18 protein-coding genes are annotated in these 19620 nt (G+C 70.1%); 13 read left to right on the forward strand and 5 right to left on the reverse strand.

Features of this window, described 5'->3' with window-relative positions:
• The first annotated feature begins 62 nt into the window (after positions 1-62).
• The 3 genes from EYW49_RS06180 (at position 63) to EYW49_RS06190 (ending at position 3674) form a co-directional block, all read left to right on the forward strand.
• On the forward strand, positions 63-758 hold the full coding sequence (locus EYW49_RS06180) for a GntR family transcriptional regulator (protein WP_131307291.1): 696 nt from the start codon (positions 63-65) through the stop codon (positions 756-758).
• A 67-nt stretch (positions 759-825) separates the two neighbouring features.
• Positions 826-2034: a fumarylacetoacetate hydrolase family protein gene (locus EYW49_RS06185; RefSeq protein ID WP_131307293.1), complete on the forward strand. Its 1209-nt coding sequence runs from the start codon at positions 826-828 to the stop codon at positions 2032-2034.
• Between the two features lie 50 nt (positions 2035-2084).
• Positions 2085-3674, forward strand: coding sequence for an aldehyde dehydrogenase (NADP(+)) (locus EYW49_RS06190; RefSeq protein ID WP_131307295.1), 1590 nt, complete (start codon positions 2085-2087; stop codon positions 3672-3674).
• A gap of 64 nt (positions 3675-3738) precedes the next feature.
• On the opposite strand, the gene EYW49_RS06195 is transcribed toward EYW49_RS06190, so the two are convergent.
• Positions 3739-4650, reverse strand: coding sequence for an NAD(P)-dependent oxidoreductase (locus EYW49_RS06195; protein ID WP_131307296.1), 912 nt, complete (start codon positions 4648-4650; stop codon positions 3739-3741).
• A gap of 233 nt (positions 4651-4883) precedes the next feature.
• On the opposite strand from EYW49_RS06195, the gene EYW49_RS06200 reads away from it, so the two are divergent.
• The 8 genes from EYW49_RS06200 to EYW49_RS22955 all read left to right on the forward strand — a co-directional run bounded on the left by EYW49_RS06200 (position 4884) and on the right by EYW49_RS22955 (position 11521).
• Positions 4884-5552, forward strand: coding sequence for an Ldh family oxidoreductase (locus EYW49_RS06200; RefSeq protein ID WP_131307298.1), 669 nt, complete (start codon positions 4884-4886; stop codon positions 5550-5552).
• Between the two features lie 85 nt (positions 5553-5637).
• On the forward strand, positions 5638-6639 hold the full coding sequence (locus EYW49_RS06205) for an extracellular solute-binding protein (protein WP_131307300.1): 1002 nt from the start codon (positions 5638-5640) through the stop codon (positions 6637-6639).
• A 21-nt stretch (positions 6640-6660) separates the two neighbouring features.
• On the forward strand, positions 6661-7536 hold the full coding sequence (locus tag EYW49_RS06210; protein WP_131307302.1) for an ABC transporter permease: 876 nt from the start codon (positions 6661-6663) through the stop codon (positions 7534-7536).
• A 5-nt stretch (positions 7537-7541) separates the two neighbouring features.
• Entirely contained in the window at positions 7542-8369 is an 828-nt protein-coding gene (locus tag EYW49_RS06215) for an ABC transporter permease (RefSeq protein WP_131307304.1), read from the forward strand.
• The gene (locus tag EYW49_RS06220; protein ID WP_131307306.1) at positions 8366-9409 is read left to right on the forward strand and encodes an ABC transporter ATP-binding protein; all 1044 of its coding nucleotides are present in this window, start codon (positions 8366-8368) and stop codon (positions 9407-9409) included. The genes EYW49_RS06215 and EYW49_RS06220 overlap by 4 nt, the downstream gene beginning before the upstream one ends.
• 10 nt (positions 9410-9419) lie before the next feature.
• Positions 9420-10232, forward strand: a complete 813-nt coding sequence (locus EYW49_RS06225; RefSeq protein ID WP_165498148.1) for an N-acyl homoserine lactonase family protein — start codon at positions 9420-9422, stop codon at positions 10230-10232.
• 186 nt (positions 10233-10418) lie between these two features.
• On the forward strand, positions 10419-11300 hold the full coding sequence (locus EYW49_RS06230; protein WP_131307310.1) for an AEC family transporter: 882 nt from the start codon (positions 10419-10421) through the stop codon (positions 11298-11300).
• 80 nt (positions 11301-11380) lie between these two features.
• Positions 11381-11521 carry a hypothetical protein gene (locus tag EYW49_RS22955; RefSeq protein ID WP_165498149.1) on the forward strand — a complete coding sequence of 47 codons (141 nt, stop codon included), beginning with the start codon at positions 11381-11383 and terminating at the stop codon, positions 11519-11521.
• 115 nt (positions 11522-11636) lie between these two features.
• Here the strand turns inward: EYW49_RS22955 and EYW49_RS06235 are convergent, their stop codons facing one another.
• The 4 genes from EYW49_RS06235 to EYW49_RS06250 form a co-directional block, all read right to left on the reverse strand.
• Positions 11637-12161, reverse strand: a complete 525-nt coding sequence (locus EYW49_RS06235) for a lipocalin-like domain-containing protein (RefSeq protein WP_131307312.1) — start codon at positions 12159-12161, stop codon at positions 11637-11639.
• Complete coding sequence (locus EYW49_RS06240; RefSeq protein WP_131307314.1) at positions 12158-13129, reverse strand: c-type cytochrome; 972 nt, start codon at positions 13127-13129, stop codon at positions 12158-12160. The genes EYW49_RS06235 and EYW49_RS06240 overlap by 4 nt, the downstream gene beginning before the upstream one ends.
• Before the next feature lie 407 nt (positions 13130-13536).
• Positions 13537-15807 carry a spermidine synthase gene (locus EYW49_RS06245; RefSeq protein ID WP_131307316.1) on the reverse strand — a complete coding sequence of 757 codons (2271 nt, stop codon included), beginning with the start codon at positions 15805-15807 and terminating at the stop codon, positions 13537-13539.
• A 169-nt stretch (positions 15808-15976) separates the two neighbouring features.
• Positions 15977-16975 (reverse strand): LacI family DNA-binding transcriptional regulator, encoded by a 999-nt coding sequence (locus tag EYW49_RS06250; RefSeq protein WP_165498150.1) that lies wholly within the window; start codon positions 16973-16975, stop codon positions 15977-15979.
• A gap of 310 nt (positions 16976-17285) precedes the next feature.
• Here EYW49_RS06250 and EYW49_RS06255 point away from each other — a divergent pair, with 310 nt between their 5' ends.
• A complete protein-coding gene (locus EYW49_RS06255) occupies positions 17286-18308 on the forward strand; it encodes a phosphotransferase family protein (protein ID WP_228259514.1) in 1023 nt (340 codons plus the stop codon).
• Positions 18305-19570, forward strand: coding sequence for a phosphopyruvate hydratase (gene eno / locus EYW49_RS06260; RefSeq protein WP_131307320.1), 1266 nt, complete (start codon positions 18305-18307; stop codon positions 19568-19570). The genes EYW49_RS06255 and eno overlap by 4 nt, the downstream gene beginning before the upstream one ends.
• The last annotated feature ends 50 nt before the right edge of the window (positions 19571-19620 follow it).

Genomic DNA, 19620 nt, shown 5'->3' on the forward strand with positions numbered 1-19620 from the left:
CGTTGACGCGCCGGCGCCGGTCTCTAACGTGCTCGACAGCGTATTCGAAGTGGGAAACGGGAATGGCGATACTCAAACCGATGGCGGCGGACGACCAGCGCGGCAGCGCCACCAATCGCGTGCAGACGGCGGTGCGCGAGGCGATCATCAATCTCGAGCTCGCCCCCGGCAGCATGATCGACAAGGCGGCCCTGTGCGAACGCTTCGACGTCTCGCGCTTTCCGGTGTCGGATGCGCTGGCGCGCCTTCAGACCGAGGGTCTGGTCGAGGTGCTGCCGCAGCGCGGCACCCGGGTGTCGCGGATCCGCGTCTCCGACGTACGCCAGGCGATGTTCATCCGGCGCGCGCTGGAGGTCGAGATGGTGCGCACGCTGACCGCCACCATGCCGGACTCGGTGCTCGATCAGCTCGACCTGAACATCCAGTACCAACGCCTGGCGGTGGAGCGGGTCGAACCGAAGGTGTTCCACGAACTCGACCTCGCCTTCCACAACCTGATGCTCGACTGCCTCGGCTATCAGCGGGTCAATACCGCGATCGATTCGGCGCGCGCCAGCCTGGAGCGGGCCCGGCGGATGCTGTCGTCGCCGCGTCGGCATGCCGACACGCTGGCCGAGCACGAGGCGATCTTCCGCGCCCTCGCCGCCCGCGACGCCGTTGCCGCGGCCGAGGCGATGCAGAACCACGTCGACACCGTTCTGGCGGAGCTGATGGCCCTGATGGCGTTGCAGCCGGAGGTCTTCGACCAGGGATCCTGACCCCCCGGCGTTCCCCTCTCTTCCCGTGGTGGAAGGCGAGCGCCCGCGCACACGAAGAGAGACGACGATGCACGAAACGGTGTTCGACGCCTACCGACCGCCCGAGGGTGGCTACCGCGGCACGTGGGTGGGTCGGGCCTGGCTGCCCGGTCCCGACGGTGGGCCGGCGGTGGTGGTGGTACGCCCCGAGGGCGTCTACGACATCAGCCGTCACGTCGCCACGGTATCGGCGCTGCTCGATCTGGCCGATCCGGTCGGCTTCCTGCGTAGCCTGCCCGACGACCGTCGCCTCGGCGGCGTCGACGAACTCCTCGCCGACAGCGATCCCGCCCAGCGCCGCGCCGACCGTCCGTCGCTGCTGGCACCGATCGATCTGCAGGCGATCAAGGCGGCCGGGGTCACCTTCGCCGACAGCCTGCTCGAGCGCGTGGTCGAGGAACAGGCCAAGGGCGATCCCGCCCGCGCCGCAGCGATCCGCGGGGCGCTGGTCGCCGAAATCGGGGTCGATCTGTCGCGGATCGTGCCGGGCTCGGCCGAGGCCGAGGCCCTGCGGGTGGCGCTGGTGGCGCGCGGACTGTGGTCGCAGTACCTCGAGGTCGGCATCGGCCCGGATGCCGAGATCTTCACCAAGGCGCAGCCGGGCTCGGCGGTCGGCTACGGCGCCGGCGTCGGCCTCCATCCGGCGTCGCGATGGAACAACCCCGAGCCGGAGATCGTACTCGCCGTCTCCAGCGCCGGGGCGATCGTCGGCGCGACGCTCGGCAACGACGTCAACCTGCGCGACTTCGAGGGCCGCAGCGCACTGCTCCTGTCGAAGGCCAAGGACAACAATGCCTCGACCGCGATCGGGCCGTTCCTGCGGCTGTTCGACGAGAGCTTCTCGCTCGACGACGTCCGCACCACCGACCTGACCCTGCGGGTCACGGGCGACGACGGCTTCGTGGTCGAGGGCGTCAGCTCGATGAGCCGGATCAGCCGCGATCCGGCCGATCTGGTGGCGGCGACGATCGGCCGCGAACATCAATATCCGGACGGGTTGATGCTGTTTCTCGGCACCATGTTCGTGCCGACCGAGCCGCGCGGCGAGACCGGCGGTTTCACGCATCGCCCGAACGATCTGGTCTCGATCCACGCCGCTCCGCTCGGTACTCTGGTCAACCGGGTCGGCCGCTCGGACCTCCTGCCGGAGTGGACCTTCGGCACCCGGGCGCTGATCGCCAATCTCGCCGCACGCGGCCTGCTCGCGGTGGCGGTGACGCCGCAACGCCAGGCCTGATCGTCGACCGGCGACGCCGGCCGCACCAACCCGAGTCCGGAGCCATTCCCATGAAGATCGACGGCGACATGCTGATCGGTGCCACGCGCCTGCACGGCGCCGAAGGCGACATCCACGCGATCGACCCGCGCAACGGCGAACGTCTCGCCCCGGCCTACGGCGGCGGCGGTCCGGACGAGGTGGCGCGCGCCTGTGCGCTCGCCGCCGCGGCCTTCGACGCGTACCGCGAGACCTCGCTCGCCGCCCGCGCCGGGTTCCTCGAAACCATCGCGCAGAACATCCTCGATCTCGGCGACGACCTGATCGAACGCGCTTCGGCCGAGACCGGCCTGCCGCGCGCGCGCATCGAAGGCGAGCGCGGGCGCACCGTCGGCCAGTTGCGGCTGTTCGCCGAGGAAGTCCGGCGCGGCGACTGGCTCGGCCTGCGCTTCGACACGCCGAGCCCCGAGCGCCGGCCCGCGCCGCGTCCCGATCTGCGCCTGCGCCACATCCCGCTCGGACCGGTCGCGGTGTTCGGCGCCAGCAACTTCCCGCTCGCCTTCTCTGCGGCGGGCGGCGACACCGCCGCCGCGCTCGCCGCCGGTTGCCCGGTGGTGGTGAAGGCCCATTCGGCCCATCCCGGCACCTCCGAGATGGTCGGTTGCGCGATTCGGGCGGCGGTCGCCGCCTGCGGCCTGCCGGAGGGCGTGTTCTCGCTGCTGTTCGGCGCCGGCAGTTCGATGGGCACCGCGCTGGTCGCCCATCCGGCGATCAAGGCGGTCGGCTTCACCGGCTCGCGGCGCGCCGGCGTGGCCTTGATGGCGACCGCGGCGGCGCGCGCCGAGCCGATCCCGGTCTATGCCGAAATGAGCAGCATCAATCCGGTGTTCCTGTTGCCCGTGGCGCTCGCGGCCCGGGCGCCGGCGATCGCCGCCGGATTCGTCGCCTCGTTGGTTCTCGGCGCCGGGCAGTTCTGCACCAATCCCGGCCTGGTCCTCGCCGTCGGCGGTCCCGACCTCGACCGCTTCCTGACCGAGGCGGCGGCGGCGGTGGCGGCGGCTCCGGCGACCACCATGCTGACACCGGCGATCCACGCCGCCTACGACGCCGGCCGGCTGCGGCTCGGGGCGCATGCGGCGGTCGCAACCCTCGCCGAGGGTCGGCCGGCGCAGGGGCCGTTCGAGGGTCGACCGGCGCTGTTTGCGACCGATGCGGCGCAGTTCCTCGCCGATCCGGTGCTGCAGGAGGAGACCTTCGGCGCGTCGTCGCTGGTGGTGCGCTGTCCCGACGTCGCCACGTTGCGGGCGGTGGCGGAGCGCCTCGACGGCCAACTGACCGCCACCCTGCAGATGGACGCGGGCGATCTCGACGACGCGCGGGCGCTGTTGCCGGTGCTCGAGCGGCGGGCCGGCCGCATTCTGGTCAACGGCTATCCGACCGGGGTCGAAGTCGGCCACGCCATGGTCCACGGCGGGCCGTTCCCGGCGACCTCGGACAGCCGCACCACTTCGGTCGGCACCCTGGCGATCCGCCGCTTCCTGCGCCCGGTCTGCTACCAGGACCTGCCGCAGGCCCTCCTGCCGGCGGCGCTGCGCGACGGCAATCCGCTCGGTCTGGCGCGGTCGGTCGACGGCGTCCCGATCGTCGCCCCAGCGATCTGAGGCGCGACCGACCACGGCCGCTCGTCCTCGAAGGCGCGAGCGGCCGTCGCGGCCGCAGCGCGGCTCAACCGGGCTCGGCGAGATCGACGCCGTGGGTCAGCGCCTGCGCTTCGATCAGCGAGGCGATGAAGTGGTCGTGGAATCCCTGGACGCTGGCCTGGGTGAACATCTGCTTGACCGCCCCGCCGACCACGCTGACGGCGCCGACCTCCTCGGCCATGTGGGCGTAATAGCGCTGGTCCTTCAGGGCATTGCCGAGTTGAAACCGCACCCCGTCGAAGTGCCCGGCCAGTGCCTGGGGCAGCAGCCGGTCGACGAGCGGGCTGTAGAGCGGCCCGGCGCGGACGAGCCGGTAGAGAGTGTCGCCGTCGACCTCGGCGCGCGCCGCCGTGACCAGCGCCTCGGCATAGAGCGCGACCGTGCCGCCGATCAGGAAGTTGCTGATCAGTTTGAGCTTGTGGCCCGAGCCGGTCGGACCGGCATGGAAGACGTTCTCGCAGAAGCAGGCGAGGATCGGCGTGAGCCGCGCGACCACCGCTTCGCTGCCGCCGACCAGGATGTTGAGGCGGCCGGCCTCGGCGTCGGCCGGGGTGCGGGTCAGCGGCGCATCGACCAGGGTGGCGCCGCGCGCGGCGAATTCGGCGGCGAGACGCAGCGTCGAGGCCGGTTCGCTGGTCGAGCAGTCGACCACGGTCAGGCCGGGACGGGCGGCCTCCAGGATGCCGCCGGCGCCGCGGCACAGGGCTTCGACCTGGGGCGATCCGGTCACGCACAGGAACAGCACGTCGCCGGCCGCGGCGACTTCGGCCGGGTTCGCGGCCTCGGTCGCGCCCTGCCCGACCAGATCGTCGATCGGCGCGCGGTTGCGATGGCCGACCACGGTGAGCCGGTGCCCGCCGGCGAGGAGAGTGCGCCCGATTCCATGGCCCATCAGGCCGACCCCGATGAGTCCGAGCCGCGGCTTCGCTTCCGACATCGTCACGTCCTCTGGTCTCTGGCGGGCGGCTCCGGCGGGAGGCCGAATCGAACCGCCCGGAAGGGCCGGCGCAGGGCACGGCGTCGTCGCGGCGCAAGCCCGTCGCGGCGGGTGGGGGGGGCGAGAATCGTTCGCAGATGATGGTCGTTCGCCTTGACAGGAATGCTAACATGTAAGCATGTTAGTTGCAACGAAGGCACCGACCGTGCCTTCCTCGTGGCGAGCGGACGATGATGCGGAGCAGTGACGATCATCCCCATCGGCTCGACGCGGCCCCCGGGCGTGCGGCGCCGCTTCGGGACGCCGAGCCGCCGAGATCGGCAATCGCGACGGATCGGGCGCGCCGACCGTCCGGCGGCGAGTCCGCCCCGACTTCGGCCCGTCGCCATTCGCCGGCCGCGCTGACGGCCTTCGCCCGATCGCTGCCGATCGCCGTCGGAGCGCCGGACGACCGCGTCCCGGCGGTCGCCGAGATACTGGTAGAGGGCGATCTCCTCGGGCACACGACCCATGGACTGCAACTCCTCGCCGCCCATTTCGGCGAGATCGAGCGTGGCGCGATGCGGGTCGAGGGAGAGCCCACCGTGCTCGGCGGCTCCGGCCGCGCCGATCGACCGACCGGCCGGAGTGCGGCGGTGTTCCTCGAGATCTTCGATCCCGCCGCCTTCGGCGGGCTCGACGCCTTCCGGCGCGAGACCGGGTGGCTGGCGGAGGCCGCCCGCGCGGTGCCGGCCCGCCCCGGCGGATCCTCGCTGCGGATGCCCGGCGAAGCCGCCCTGCGGCGGCGGCGGGACCAGATGCGCGACGGCATCGCCCTCCACCCCGGCATCCTGCCGGGGCTGACGCCGTGGGCCGAACGGTTCGCCGTTGCGCTGCCCGGTGCCGTCGGCGCCGCCGACTGATCCCCGCCCCGCGCAGACGGGACGGGTCGTGGGCGGAGGCGCCCATGTGAAACCATAAGAAAAACGAGACGACAGGGAGAGCAAAATGCTCAAGAAGGCGCTTCTGATCCTGACCATCCTGACGCCGGCGCAAGCCTTCGCTCAGTCGACGCCGGTGGCGATGTGCTACAGCTGCCCCGAGGAATGGGCCGACTGGGGCAGCGAACTGCGCGCCATCAAGAAGGCGATCGGCATCACCGTGCCGGCCGACGCCAAGAACTCCGGTCAGGCGTTGTCGCAGATCGTCGCCGAGCGCAACAATCCGGTCGCCGACTTCGCCAACATGGGCATCACCTTCGGCATCCAGGCCAAGAAGCTCGGCGTCACCGAAGCCTACAAACCGGCCCATTTCGACGAGATTCCGGCCGAGCTGAAGGATCCCGACGGCCACTGGTACACGATCCACACCGGCGCGGTCGGCTTCTTCATCAACAAGGACGCGCTCGGCAACCACCCGATGCCGCAGTCCTGGGCCGATCTGCTCAAGCCCGAATATGCCGGTCTGGTCGGCTACTACGACCCGACCAGCGCCTTCATCGGCTTCATGTCGGGGATGGCGGTCAACACCGCGCTCGGCGGTTCGGTCGACAATTTCGACCCCGGCATCGCCTATTTCCAGCAGTTGAAGAAGAACGCGCCGATCGTCGTCAACCAGAGCTCCTACGCCCGCGTGCTCTCCGGCGAGATCCCGATCCTGATCGATGCCGACTTCAACGCCTATCGCGGCAAGTACCGGGACAAGGCCAACGTCGACTTCGTCATCCCCAAGGAAGGCTCGCTGCCGGTGCCCTACGTGATGGTGATGGTGAAGGGCGCACCGCACGCCGAGAACGCCAAGAAGGCGCTCGACTTCATCATGTCCGACCAGGGCCAGGCGGTGTGGGGCGATGCCTTCCTCAAGCCGATCCGACCGGCGGCCCTGTCGACCGAAGCGGCGGCGAAGTTCCTGCCGGCCTCCGACTATGCGCGGGTCAAGTCGGTCGACTTCGCCAAGGTGGCCGAAGCGCAGAAGCCGTTCGCGGCCCGCTATCTCGCCGACGTGCGCTGACCTCGTCGCAAGGAGACCGTCATGACCAGCATCGCCGCTGTCGTCGAGAGGGCGCCGGTCTCTCCCGGCGCCGACCCGCGGGCGCGTGAGAACGTCCTTCTGTTGCTTCTCATCACGCCCGCCATCGTCGTCTTCTCGGCCTTCTGGCTGCTGCCGATCGCGCGGTTGGTCGCGCTCGGCGCCAGCGGCGAGGCGGGCATCGAGACCTATCTCTCGGTGCTCACCAACGGGCGCTATGCCTCGAGCCTGCTCCAGACACTCGCCCTGTCGGGTCTGGTGACGTTGACGACCCTGGCGATCGCGGTGATCAGCGGGCTGTTCCTGGTGCGCCAGGACTTCTTCGGCCGCAGCGCGCTGGTGGCGGTGATGACCCTGCCGCTGGCCTTTCCGGGCGTGGTGATCGGTCTGATGGTGATCATGCTCGGCGGCCGTCAGGGCATCGTCGGCGACGTGTCGGTGGCGCTGTTCGGCGTCAAGACGGTGTTCGCCTACAACATGGTCGGGCTGTTCGTCGGCTACGTCTACTTCTCGATCCCGCGCGTCATCCTGACGGTGATGGCGGCGGCCGAGAAGCTCGACATCCAGCTCGAGGAGGCGGCGCGGTCGCTCGGCGCCACGCCGCCGATGGTGTTTCGGGACGTCATCCTTCCCGGCCTGCAGCCGGCGCTGATCTCGTCGGGCGCGATCTGCTTCGCCACTTCGATGGGAGCTTTCGGCACCGCCTTCACACTCAACGCCGGCGCCAGCGTGCTGCCGATGCTGATCTATACCGAGTTCACGCTCAACGCGAACATCGCGGTGGCGGCGGCGCTGAGCGTCGTCCTCGGTCTGATCACCTGGGCGGTGCTGGCGCTGGCTCGGAGCTTCGCCGGTTCCGGCGTCTCGGCAGCGGGGTGAGGATCATGCGTCACGGTATCGGCTTCTGGCTGCAACTCGGCTTCACCCTGCTGGTCTCGGCCTTCCTGATGGTCCCGATCGGCATGTCGATCCTCGCCGGCTTCACCGAGAACTACTTTCGCGGCCCCTCCAGCGGGTTGACCACCCGGTGGATCGTCGAGGTGTGGGAGCGTTACGGCGACAACATCTTCCTGTCGCTCGGCATCGCCGCGTCGTGCCTGGTGGTGACGATCCTGATCGGGGTGCCCGCCGCCTATGTGCTGGCCAAGCGCCAGTCGCGGCTGTCGCGGATGTTCGAGGAACTGATCATCCTGCCGGTGGCGATCCCCGGTCTCGCCACGGCGCTGGCGTTGGTGATGCTCTACGGCACCTTCGGCGGCTTCCGATCCAGCTGGACCTTCGTGCTGGTCGGACACGTGCTCTACACCCTCCCCTTCATGGTGCGATCGGTGCTGGCGGTGTTGTCGTCGATCGATCTGCGCACCCTGGAGGAGGGCGCCGCCAGCCTCGGGGCGGGATTCTGGACGCGCTTCTGGACCATCGTCCTGCCCAATGCCGGTTCGGGCATCCTCGCCGGCTCGCTGATGGTGACGACCCTGTCGATCGGCGAGTTCAACCTGACCCTGCTGCTCACCACGCCCTTCACCCAGACCATCCCGGTCGGGTTGGCGGTCGCCTACACCAACGCGCGCCTCGAACTGGGCAGCGCCTACACCGTGCTGTTCTTCGCCATGATCATTCCGCTGCTGGTCGCGATGCAGATCTGGGGCAACCCGTCGCGGACATCGACCAAGCGTAAGCGCCGTGCCCTCGAAAAGGTGGTTTCGCCATGATCCGCAAGATGGACTCGAGCCCGATTCGGTTGCGCAACTGCAGCAAGACCTATGGCGACGGCACGATCGCCGTCGGCCCGGTCGACATCGAGATCGCCGCCGGCGAGACCGTGGTGATCCTCGGCCCCTCGGGCTGCGGCAAGACCACGACGCTGCGGATGATGGCGGGGCTGGAAATGCCCGACCCCGGCGGCCACGTGCTGTTCGGCGCCGACGACGTCACCCGGCTGCCGATCGAGAAGCGCAACGTCGGCATGGTGTTCCAGAGCTACGCGCTGTTTCCCAATCTCGACGTGCTGGAGAACATCGCCTACGGCCTACGGGTGCGCGGCATCGGCCTCGCCGAGCGCTCGGCGCGGGCGCGCGAAATGATGGGCATGATGCGGCTCGAGCCCTTCGCCGAGCGCCGGATCGACCAGTTGTCGGGCGGCCAGAAGCAGCGGGTGGCACTGGCCCGCGCCCTGGCGATCCAACCGCGGGCGCTGCTGCTCGACGAGGCGCTGACCGCGCTCGACGCCAAGCTGCGCGACACGCTGCGCACCGAGATCGACGTCCTGCTGCGGCGGCTCGGCATCACCACGGTCTATGTCACCCACGACCAGGAAGAGGCGATGTCGCTCGGCGACCGCATCATCGTCATGGATCGCGGCAAGATCGTCCAGATCGGATCGCCGCGCGAGATCTACCACCGCCCGGGGTGCCGCTTCGTCGCCGAGTTCGTCGGCACCATGAACCGGCTGCCCGGCGAGGTGCGCGACGGCCAGTTCGTCACCAAGTCGGGGCGCATTCCCTGCCGCCACCTCGATCCCGACTGCCGCGAGGTGATGTTCCGCCCGGAGAGCGTCACCATCGCCGACCCGGCCGAGTGCGACCTCACCGGCCGCGTCGCCGCCACCTTCTTCCTCGGCGATCGCACGCGTCTGGTAGTCGACGGTATCGGCGACCAGCCGGTGATCGTCGAATCGGAGAGCGCCGGGGAGTTCGTGGTCGACCAGATCGTCCACCTCAAGGTGCGTTCGGCCGCCGTCCATGCCTTCTGAGGAGCCCTCCATGTCCCGAACGAACTCCGACGCGACAGTCCCCCCGCGGCTCGACACCCTGGTCATCGGCGTGACGCTGTTCCACCTCGGCTCGCTCTACAACGACCAGTCGACCATGACCTTTCGCCGCGGCATGGGCACCCGGGTCGAGATCCCGGTGACCGGCGCCTTCATCGAGATGGCCGACGGCGAGCACATCCTGTTCGACACGGGCATGCTGCCGCCGGGCTGGGAGGGCCACGCGCCGCCGCCGCGCGTTCTGTCGATGATCGCCAATTACGGACCGCAGGACGACATCCGCGCCCGGCTCGGCGAGATCGGCCGCACCACCGACGACGTGAAGATGGTGATCAACAGCCATTTCCACTGGGACCATTCGGGCGCCAACCGACTGTTCGACAAGGCGCGGGTGTTCATCCAGCTGAGCGAATACCGCTTCGCCTGCCTGCCGGACACCTTCATCGAAGGGCCCTACATCGGCAACTTCCTGGAGAAGGACCGGCCGTTCGAGCTGCTCGAGGGCGATCGAGTGATCAAGCCCGGGATCGCCGTGCTCACCACCCCGGGCCACACCCCCGGCCACCAGTCGCTGCTGGTGCGGCTGCCGTCGGGACGGACGATGATCTTCACCGGCGACGCGCTGTCGTGTCCGGCCAACCTCCACCCGCAGACGCCGCCCGGCAACGCCCATTGCCTGGAGCACGCCGTCGCCTCGATCAACCGGCTGAAGATGCTGGCCGACTTCCTCGACGGCGACCTCGTGATCTGCCACGACCCGGCGTTCTGGGAGACCTGGCGACCGGCGCCACACTGCTACGTCTGACGTGGGTCTCGAAGGGCCGGCCCGGCGCCGGCCACGCCGTCGACCTCGTCCCGGGGGATGCCCTCGCTTCGAACAGGTCGCCGATCGCCGGCACCCGTGCGGTCTGGGCAGCGTCGGTCTCGCGAGGTAGGTTGCGGCGACGAGTGGCACCGGCTGTCGGCGACGCGACTCTCGACGGGATGGACGATGCTCCTCATTTCCAGTTTGGCGGCGGTGATCGCGCCGGCGTTCCTGATCTCGCTGATCGGCTTCGTCTGGGCCAAACGCGGATTGCCGTTCGATCAGACCATGATCACCCACCTGATGACCATGGTCGCGGCGCCCAGCCTGGTGTTTTCGATCTTCACCAAGATGCACCTGCCGCTCGCCGATGTCGCGACGATGGCCGCGGCGACGATCCTCTGCATGCTGATCTTCGGCGTGGTCGGGGCGATCGGACTGCGCCTCGCCGGACTTTCGGCCCGCGTCTTCCTGCCGTCCCTGATCTTCCCGAACGTCGGCAACATGGGGCTCCCGGTCTGCTTCTTCGCCTTCGGCGACGCCGGCATGACGCTGGCCATGGTCTATTTCGCCGTTTCGGTGATCGGTCAGTTCACGGTGGGTCCGGCGCTCGCCGCGGGTCGGTTCGAAGCGCGCACCCTGCTGCGACTGCCGTTCGTCTACGTGATGATCCTGTCGATCGCCCTGCAAATCTGGGAGATCCGGCCGCCCGCCTGGCTGACCAACACCACCGATCTCGCCGGCGCGATCGCCGTGCCGATGATGTTGTTGTCCCTGGGCGTCGCCCTGGCGCAGTTGAAGGTGGCGCGATTCGGGCGGGCGACCGTGCTGTCGCTCGCCCGCATCGGCGGCGGCGGCCTGACCGGTTGGGCGGTGGCCGCCGCCTTCGGGCTCGCCGGGCCGGCCCGCGGCGCACCGATCATCGAGAGCGCCATGCCGGTCGCGGTGTTCAACTATCTGTTCGCCAGCCTCTACGGCAACGAACCGGAAGAAGTCGCCGGGATGATCCTGGTGTCGACCGCGCTCGCCTATGTCGGACTGCCGTTCCTGATCGCCGCCCTGATGTGACCGCCGCCTCCGCGGGCGCGTCGCCGCGGTGTCCGAAGAAGCGGTGGCGCGTCGACGGCTGGCCGGGCGAACGGCCGGGCATGGCGGTGACCGTCGAGATCGAGACCGACACCCGGACGCTGCCGAGCCATCGGCTCTCACCGCCGCAACGCCAGGTCACGACGCGTTCCGCGAGCGCCGACGACGGGCGAGCGCCGCCGGATGTGCGCGACATCCCCTGAACCATCGCGACGGGCCGTCGGCGGAGATCGTGCCGCATCGGCCGATGGTCGACACCCATCGGAACCGCCGTCACCTCTGCTGTCGAGATCGACAGGCGCCCCGCCCCGACATCGCTCACTTCACGCGATCGAACGCCAGGTGCGGTACGAATTGCCGACCGCTCGGATCGGTGATCGGCGACGCGACCACCTTCAGATGATCGGCATTCAGCTCTTCGACCTTGCGCATCAGGCTCAGCCCCCGCCATTGCGGAAAGGTCGATTGCCAGACCCTGGTGGTGAAGGTGCGTGCGCTCTCGTCGACGTCGTAGGCGCCGAAATAGGCGATGGCCGGACCGACCGGGTCGGTCGGCACGGTACCGGCCTTGGCGGCGCGATCGCCACCGACGATGACGGCGCTGAACGTGCCTTCCGGCGTGAAGACCACCAGGCCCTGCGAGCCGGGTCCCCAGGTGTCGCGCGTCGACCCGTCGGCGAATTGGTCGTAGTTGGTCACCAGCTTCCATGAGCCGATGAGTTCGCTCCGCATCGTTTCGCCGGCCGAAGCCGCACCGCTCGCACAGACGACGAGCCCGAGTACGGCCGCGGTGAAAATGTTGTGCATGGAAACGGATCCTCTCTGGATCGGGGGGGAGATCACGGCTTCAGCGATGCCGCATAGGCGGCGACCGCGACCATCTCGGCGAGCGACATCCCGGCGGTGTTCGCCTTCATCGGCTCGGCCATGGTTCCGGCCCTGAGGCCGTGTTTGAACTCGTAGAGCTGGCGGACGAGATAGGAGGGCGACCGCCCGGCGAGCGGCGGAATGTCGGCGACGCCCTCGAGGGCGTCGCCATGGCAGGCGACGCAGGCGGGAATGCGGTCGGAAGCGCCGCGCTTGGCGATCGCTTCACCGAGCGCGAGACTGCCGGGCGGCACATGGGCGGTGAACGTCACGCGGGAATCGCGATTGACGAAATTTTCCTCGTCGTCGGGCATTTCGACGATGCGACCGGCCAAGGGCTCCGTGCTGCCGTCGCCTTTCGGCGTGTAGTACCAGGACGGGACGTAGCTGGTCGGGACCGTCTCGGTCTCGACGACCCTGATGCGGGGCGGGAGGGTCAGCGACGCGTAATAGGCGACCGCCTGTTCGATCTCTTCGTCGGTCAGGGTCTTCAGACCGGCGATCATGCGAAAGACGTGGCCGCGTTCCTTGACCGCGGTCGAGCGCGCACCGCTGCGGAAATCGGCGATCTGACGCCGAATGTAGGCGGCCGGCAGACCCGCGAGGCTGGCGTTCTCCGGTCCGCCGATACCCTCGGGGCGATGACAGACCCCACAGGGCCGAAGATCGGGCTTGCGCCCCTCGGCGACCACCGACGGCATCGGGGGATGGGCCTGCGGGAACCAGTCACGGGCGACGAAGAGATCGCGGATCTCGGTCAGGGTGTAACCGCGGCTGCTCCCGGGCACGTGGCGGACCGAGCCGTCGTCGGCGGGTGGCACATAGTCGCGCGGTGCGACGGGGTAGGCCCAGACCGGCGGGGCCTCGTCGGCGCCGGCGGCCGAGGCGGCGAGGCAAATGGCGGCGAAGAGTGCGTTGCGAACCGCGCGGCGGGGAGACGGCATCTGAAGGCCACGATCATCTGGGGCCACCGCAGACGCCCCGCCCCTCTCGGGACCGCAGGCTCCGCGGCGAGCGCCGGTTACCGATGTTTTCGAACGGCGGAGATCACACCTGCGGCCGCCGGACCTCCCCGAGGGAAGGGGCGACCGCGACACCGCGTCATACGAAATACTACCGATTCGCGGCGCCGGTGTGCGGCAAAGTTTGCGCCTATTCGGCCACGATGACGGCCGCGGCGACCCGTCGATCACGCCTCGACCGCGCTCGAAACGAGTCGGCGATCTGCGGCGCTGCGTCGCCGCCTCGCTCCACGCGGCGGCTCCGACGCCCGCTCGAACGGTCCCGACCATCGTTCTCGCGGTTTGACCCTACTCATCCGGAGCGGACCCGTCCAAACCCCGGTCTCGGGTCAGTGAGTCTCGGGCTCGCGGCCGGTCGCTCGGCGCAGGATGGCGGCGAGGACGTCGGCGTGGTCGTCGGTCCAGGCGGCGACCTGGGTTTCGGGGGCCATGCGCCGCCACGCGGGGTCGCCGGCGATCGTCGCCAGATCGGCCGGATCGCGGGCCATCACCGCCACGGCGGAAGTCCCGTCGTGCTCGGCCTCGCCGGCCGCGTCGGGATGCCCGACCCGGCTCCACACCGTCAAACCCTCGGCGGTGCCGAGCGCTGCGGCCACCGGCAACAGGTCCATGTGGCGGTTGGTGAGGTGGAAGGCGAGGAGGCCGTGGGGCCCGAGGCGATCGCGGTAGAGGCGGATCGCCTCGCGGGTGAGGAGGTGGACGGGAATCGAGTCGGAGGAAAAGGCATCGACGACGATCAGGTCGGCGGCCGGACGATCGGCGCGCGCCAGGGTCAGACGGCCGTCACCGACGACGATCTCCTGATCGGGCCTGCAGGCGGCGAGAAAGCGGAACTTCGCCGGGTCGCGGGCGATGCGCACCACTTCCGGGTCGATCTCGTAGAAGGTCCAGGCCTCACCGGCGCGGGCGTGGCAGGCGAGCGATCCGGTACCGAGCCCGATCGCCGCAACCCGGGCGATGCGGCCGCCGCCGGCCGCCCGCGCCGCTGCGATCACGTCGGCGAGCGGGCCGCCGGACCAGTAATAGGTCGCCGGCCGCGGGCGGCCGTCGATCGGCGCGCCGGCGACGTCGCGGATGCGCTCGGCGCCATGGATGGTGGTGCCGTGGAACAGGAAGCGGAACTGCCCGTCGGCCGATTCGGCGATGCGGTGGACGCCGTAGAAGGAGCGCACACTCTCGACCTTCGCGAGGCCCGGCGCGAAGCCGACGGCGGCGAAGAGGGTGACGGCGAAGGTGCCGGCGAGGCGCAGATCGTCGGCGCGCGCCATCACCACCAGCACCACCGCCAGCGCCACCAGCGCCAGCAGGGTGGCGTCGGTGAGCGTGCCGAGCGGCAGATGCAGCGCCACCGGCAGGGCGAAGAGGAGCGCCGCGCCGGCGACCCAGGGCAGCGCGCGTCGCAGATCGGCGGTCGAGGGCCGGCGCAGGCCCGGCCGGCAGGCGAGCGCCGCCACCAGCAGGATCGGGTATTCGGCGATGGTGGTGAAGATCGCCGGCGCCAGGAGGCCGGCGAAGATGCCGCCGAGCACGCCGCCGAGGCTCATCCACAGATAGAAGGCGGTGAGGTTGTCGGGTTTCGGCCGGTCGGCGGCGAGTTCGCCGTGGGCGACCATCGCGGCGACGAAGAAGGCGGCGAGTTCGAGGGCGACGCGGGCGGGCAGCGGCAGCACCGGCAGGGCGGTGAGCGCCACGACCGCGGCCATCAGGAACGGCTGCACCGCCAGCATGGCGCCATGGGGCGGCAGCGGCCGGTGCCGGAACACCAGCACGAAGGTGGCGAGGAACAGCGACAGCGGCAGCACCCACAGGAAGGGGGCGGCGGCGACGTCGGTGGAGATGTGGGCGGTGACCGCGACCAGCAGCGCCGAGGGCACGAAGGCGAGGAAGACCCAGCGCAAGGCGCGCCGCGCCGCGATGGGTTCGGGCTTCGTGCGGACCTCGCGCGCGGCCCCGGCCGGAGCGGTCTTCAGCGTCACCGCGCCGAGGGCGGCGATCAGCGCGGCGAGGACGAGGAAGCCGCCGGCCCACAGGCGGGCCTGGGCCTGCGCGCCGATCCACGGCTCGATCACCACCGGATAGGCGAGGAGCGCCAGGAACGAGCCGAGATTGGAGGCGCCGTAGAGGAAATAGGGATCGCTCGCATGGGCATGGCCGGTGCGGGCGAACCACGCCTGCAACAGCGGCCCGTTGACCGACACCGCGAAGAACGGCAGGCCGACGGTGAGGGCGAAGAGGCCGATCAGCCAGACCTCGGTGAAGCGCTCGGGCGGCGCGCCCCAGGACGCCGGCACGGCGATCGGCAGCACCACCGCGGCGGCGAGGCAGACCATCAGGTGGACGCCGATCGCCTTGGCGAGACCGAGCCGGGTGGTGAGGAGATGGGCGAGGCCATAGCCGGCGAGCAGCACGGCCTGGAAGAACACCATCGCCACCGACCATACCGCCGCCGAACCGCCGAGCTTCGGCAGCACCATCTTGGTGAACATCGGCTGCACGGAGAACAGCAGGAAGGCCGAGAGGAACAGCGTGCCGGCGAAGGCCGGCAGGATCAGGGCCGAAAGGCCGCGCCCGGTGCGGCGGGTGGTGATCGTCTGCGACACGCCTCGTCTCCGGCCCAAGGTTTCGCGACCGCCTTCGTCGGGCGTCCGAGACGTTTCTAGCCGAGGAGCCTTTAAGATCTCATCTCCGACGCGTGCAGTCCGCCGCGTGACGTCGCATGGGTGGCGACGAACGGCGATGCGCTGCGCCGCCGTCGACCGTTCCGCTCGCTCACGCCGGCGCGCGGGTCGAGCGGCGCACCACCAGGGTCGGGCGGAACCGCGCGGGGCGCTCGCCGGCCGGCTCGATCAGACCGAGCAGGGCGGCGCAGGCGTCGGCCATCTCCTGTTCGGGCAACGCCAGGGTGGTGAGGCCGTTGGCGAGGTGGGGCACCAGCTCGCCGTCGCCATAGCCGACGAGGGAGAAATCCTCGGGGATCCGCAAACCGAGGCGGGCGGCACCGGCCAGCACGCCGGCGGTGTGGCGGGCGCTGCCGAGCACCAGGCCGGTCGGGCGGTCGGGGCCGGCCATCAGGTCGAGGAATGCGCCTTCGGCGGCATCGGCGCGCGGCGGGCAGATCCGCACCCGCCGCAGCGTCTCGGGATCGCGGCCGACGACCGAGAGAAAACCGTCGAGGCGCGCCGCCCCGGTCGACACGCGCGAGAGATTGCCGATGTAGCCGATACGGACATGGCCGAGATCGACGAGGTGGCGCGCCGACAAGGCGAGGCCGTAGTCGTCGGCGACCTCGACCCGCGGCGCGTCGATCTGCGGGTGGTGGCGCAGCAGCTGCACGACGTCGAGCCGCGCCAACATCGCCAGGGTCTCGGGCGTCGGATCGGCGGTCGGCGCCAGCACCACGCCTTCGGCCTGGGCCTCGAGCAGATTGAGGATCGCCGACTGTTCGCGATCGGGGCGGTCGTCGGTGGTCGACAGCATCATCTGGCGCGAGCGCGGCGCGGCGGCGTCGGCCAGCGTCTTGGCGATGGTGGTGTAATAGCGATTCTCGATGTCGGGGATGACCAGACCGATGATCCGGCTCTTGGCGGTCTTCAGACTGCGCGCCGCACTGTTGGGGACGTAGCCGTGATGGGCGGCGAGCTCCTGGATGCGGCGCTTGGTCTCGGCGCTGATCGCCGGATGGTCGTTGAGCGCCCGCGACACGGTCGAGTGCGCCATGCCGAGCATGGTCGCCAATTGCTTGATGGTGATCGGCTCTCTCGTCGCCACGCGATGGATCTCGCTCGCTCGCCGCCGTCCGCGCCGCGGGTCGACGCCCTCCGGAAAGGATACCGATTCCGCCCGCGCGGCAACCCGCTTCTCGGCACGCGCGCCCCGTGCGACCTCTTGCCGATGCGCAATGCCACGAAACGCGGAATCGCGGCATTGACAGATTGCACACGTGTGCGCTAGCAATAATGCACACGTGAGCACCAGTCGCGGCAACGGCGTTGCTTCGCGGTTGCGAGCGAAATCGTACGGGACCCTCGGCGGTCTTTGTGCGTTGCAACAGAACGTCCCGGCGCGGGTGGGGTTTCGCATGGCCATGGCATTCACCGATCTCAGCGCCGATCTCGCCGCCGTCCGCGCGACCCTCTCCGGCATGGGGCTGCTCGCCGCCGACGAACCCTTCGTCGTCGAGCCGCTGACCGGCGGCGTCTCGTCCAACGTCCTGGTGATCAGCACCGGCGAGCGCCGCCTCTGTCTCAAACAGGCACTGCCCCGTCTCAAGGTGGCGAAGGAATGGCTGGTGCCGATCTCGCGGATCTATGCCGAGATCGACTGGTTGACCACCGTCGCGACGATCGAGCCGACCCTGGTGCCGGCGGTGCTCGGCGTCGACCGCGCCGCCGGTTGCTTCGCCATGGAATTCCTGGCGCCGGCCGAGCATCCCAATTGGAAGGCGCGGCTGATGGCCGGATCGGTCGATCCCGCCTTCGCGGGTCTCCTCGGCGACCGCCTCGGGCGGATCCATGCGGCCACGGCGCGCCGACCGGAGCTCGCCGCCACCTTCGCCACCGACGCCGATTTCCATGCCCTGCGGCTCGATCCCTATCTGCTCGAGACGGCGCGCAACCACCCCGATCTGGCGGCACGGCTGGAGGCGGTGGTCGAGACCACGCGGACCACCAAGCTGGCGCTGGTGCACGGCGACGTGTCGCCGAAGAACATTCTGATCGGACCTCGAGGGCCGGTGCTGCTCGACGCCGAATGCGCCTGGTGGGGCGATCCGGCCTTCGATCTCGCCTTCTGCCTCAACCACCTGCTGCTCAAGGCGGCGGTGCTGCCGGCGGTGCGCCCGGCGCTGTTCGAGAGTTTCCGCCGCCTGACCGCGGCCCATCTCGCCCATGTCGACTGGGAGCCGGTCGACGCGCTCGAAGCCCGCGCGGCCGCTCTCCTCGCCTGCCTGCTTCTCGCTCGGGTCGACGGCAAGTCGCCCGCCGAATACCTCGACGCGGGCCGCCGCGACCTCGTGCGCGCCGCCGCCCGCCCCCTGATCGCGCAACCGCCGGTGAGCCTCGCCGCGGTCGCCACGCATCTCGAAAGGATCGTCGCATCATGAGCCGCATCACCGAGGTCACGCCGCGCCGGGTCTGGGACTCCCGCGGCTGGCCGACCGTCGAAGTCGACGTCACCATCGCCGGCGGCCGATCGGGCCGCGGCATCGCCCCGGCCGGCGCCTCGCGCGGCCTGCACGAGGCGGTCGAGCTGCGCGACGGCGGCGAGGCGCTCGGCGGCAAGGGGGTCGCGGCGGCGATCGAGGCGGTCCGCCGCGAGATCGCGCCGGCGCTGATCGGCCGCGACGTGCAGGATCAGGCGGGCATCGACGGGCTCCTGGTGGCGCTCGACGGCACGCCCAATCGGTCGCGGCTCGGCGGCAACGCCATCGTCGCCACCTCTATGGCGGTGATGTTCGCGGCCGCCGCCGACGCCGGCCTGCCGCTGTGGAAGCATCTCGCCGGCGCGACCGTGCCGAAGATGCCGTTGCCGCAGATCCAGATCTTCGGCGGCGGGGCGCACGCCGGGCGGCGCATCGACATCCAGGATCTGATGGTGATCGCCACCGGCGCGACGAGCTTCGACCGGGCGTTGGAGATGACCTGCGAGGTCTATCATGCCGCCGGCCGGATCATGGCCGAGCGCGGCCTGTTGCAGGGCGTCGCCGACGAAGGCGGCTGGTGGCCGGCCTTCGAGAACAACGAACACGCCCTCGACACCCTGGTGCGCGCCATCGAGCGGGCCGGCTACGTCCCCGGCGAGGACGTCGCCATCGCCCTCGACATCGCCTCGTCGGAGTTCGGCAAGGACGGCCGCTACCGCCTCGCCCTCGAGGATCGCGAACTCTCCTCCGACGCCATGGCGGAGATGCTGATCGGCTGGCTCGACCGCTATCCGATCGTCTCGATCGAAGACCCGCTGGCGGAAGACGACGAAGCGGGGCTCGTCGCCTTCACCGCGGCGGTGGGTCACCGCGTGCAGATCATCGGCGACGACTTCCTGGTGACCAACGCCGGGCGTGTCTCGGCAGCGGCGAAGGCCGGGGCCTGCAATGCGGTGCTGCTGAAGCCCAATCAGGCCGGCACCATCACCGAGACCCGCGCCGCCCTCGCCGCGGCGCAGGCGGAAGGTTGGGGCACCGTGGTCTCGGCGCGCTCCGGCGAGACCGAAGACGTCGCGATCGTCCATCTCGCCACCGGCTGGAACGCCGGCCAACTCAAGGTCGGTTCCTTCGCCCGCTCCGAACGCATGGCCAAGTGGAACGAGGCGGTCCGGGTCGAACAGACCGGTCTCGCCTATTGGGGGCCGACGGCGCTGAAGCGCTGAATCCGCCCACGAACACCCCGGGACCAGCTCTGCGCGGCCGTCGACGGCGG

It is taken from the genome of Siculibacillus lacustris, from assembly GCF_004328075.1.
In the GTDB taxonomy this organism is placed as follows: domain Bacteria; phylum Pseudomonadota; class Alphaproteobacteria; order Rhizobiales; family Ancalomicrobiaceae; genus Siculibacillus; species Siculibacillus lacustris.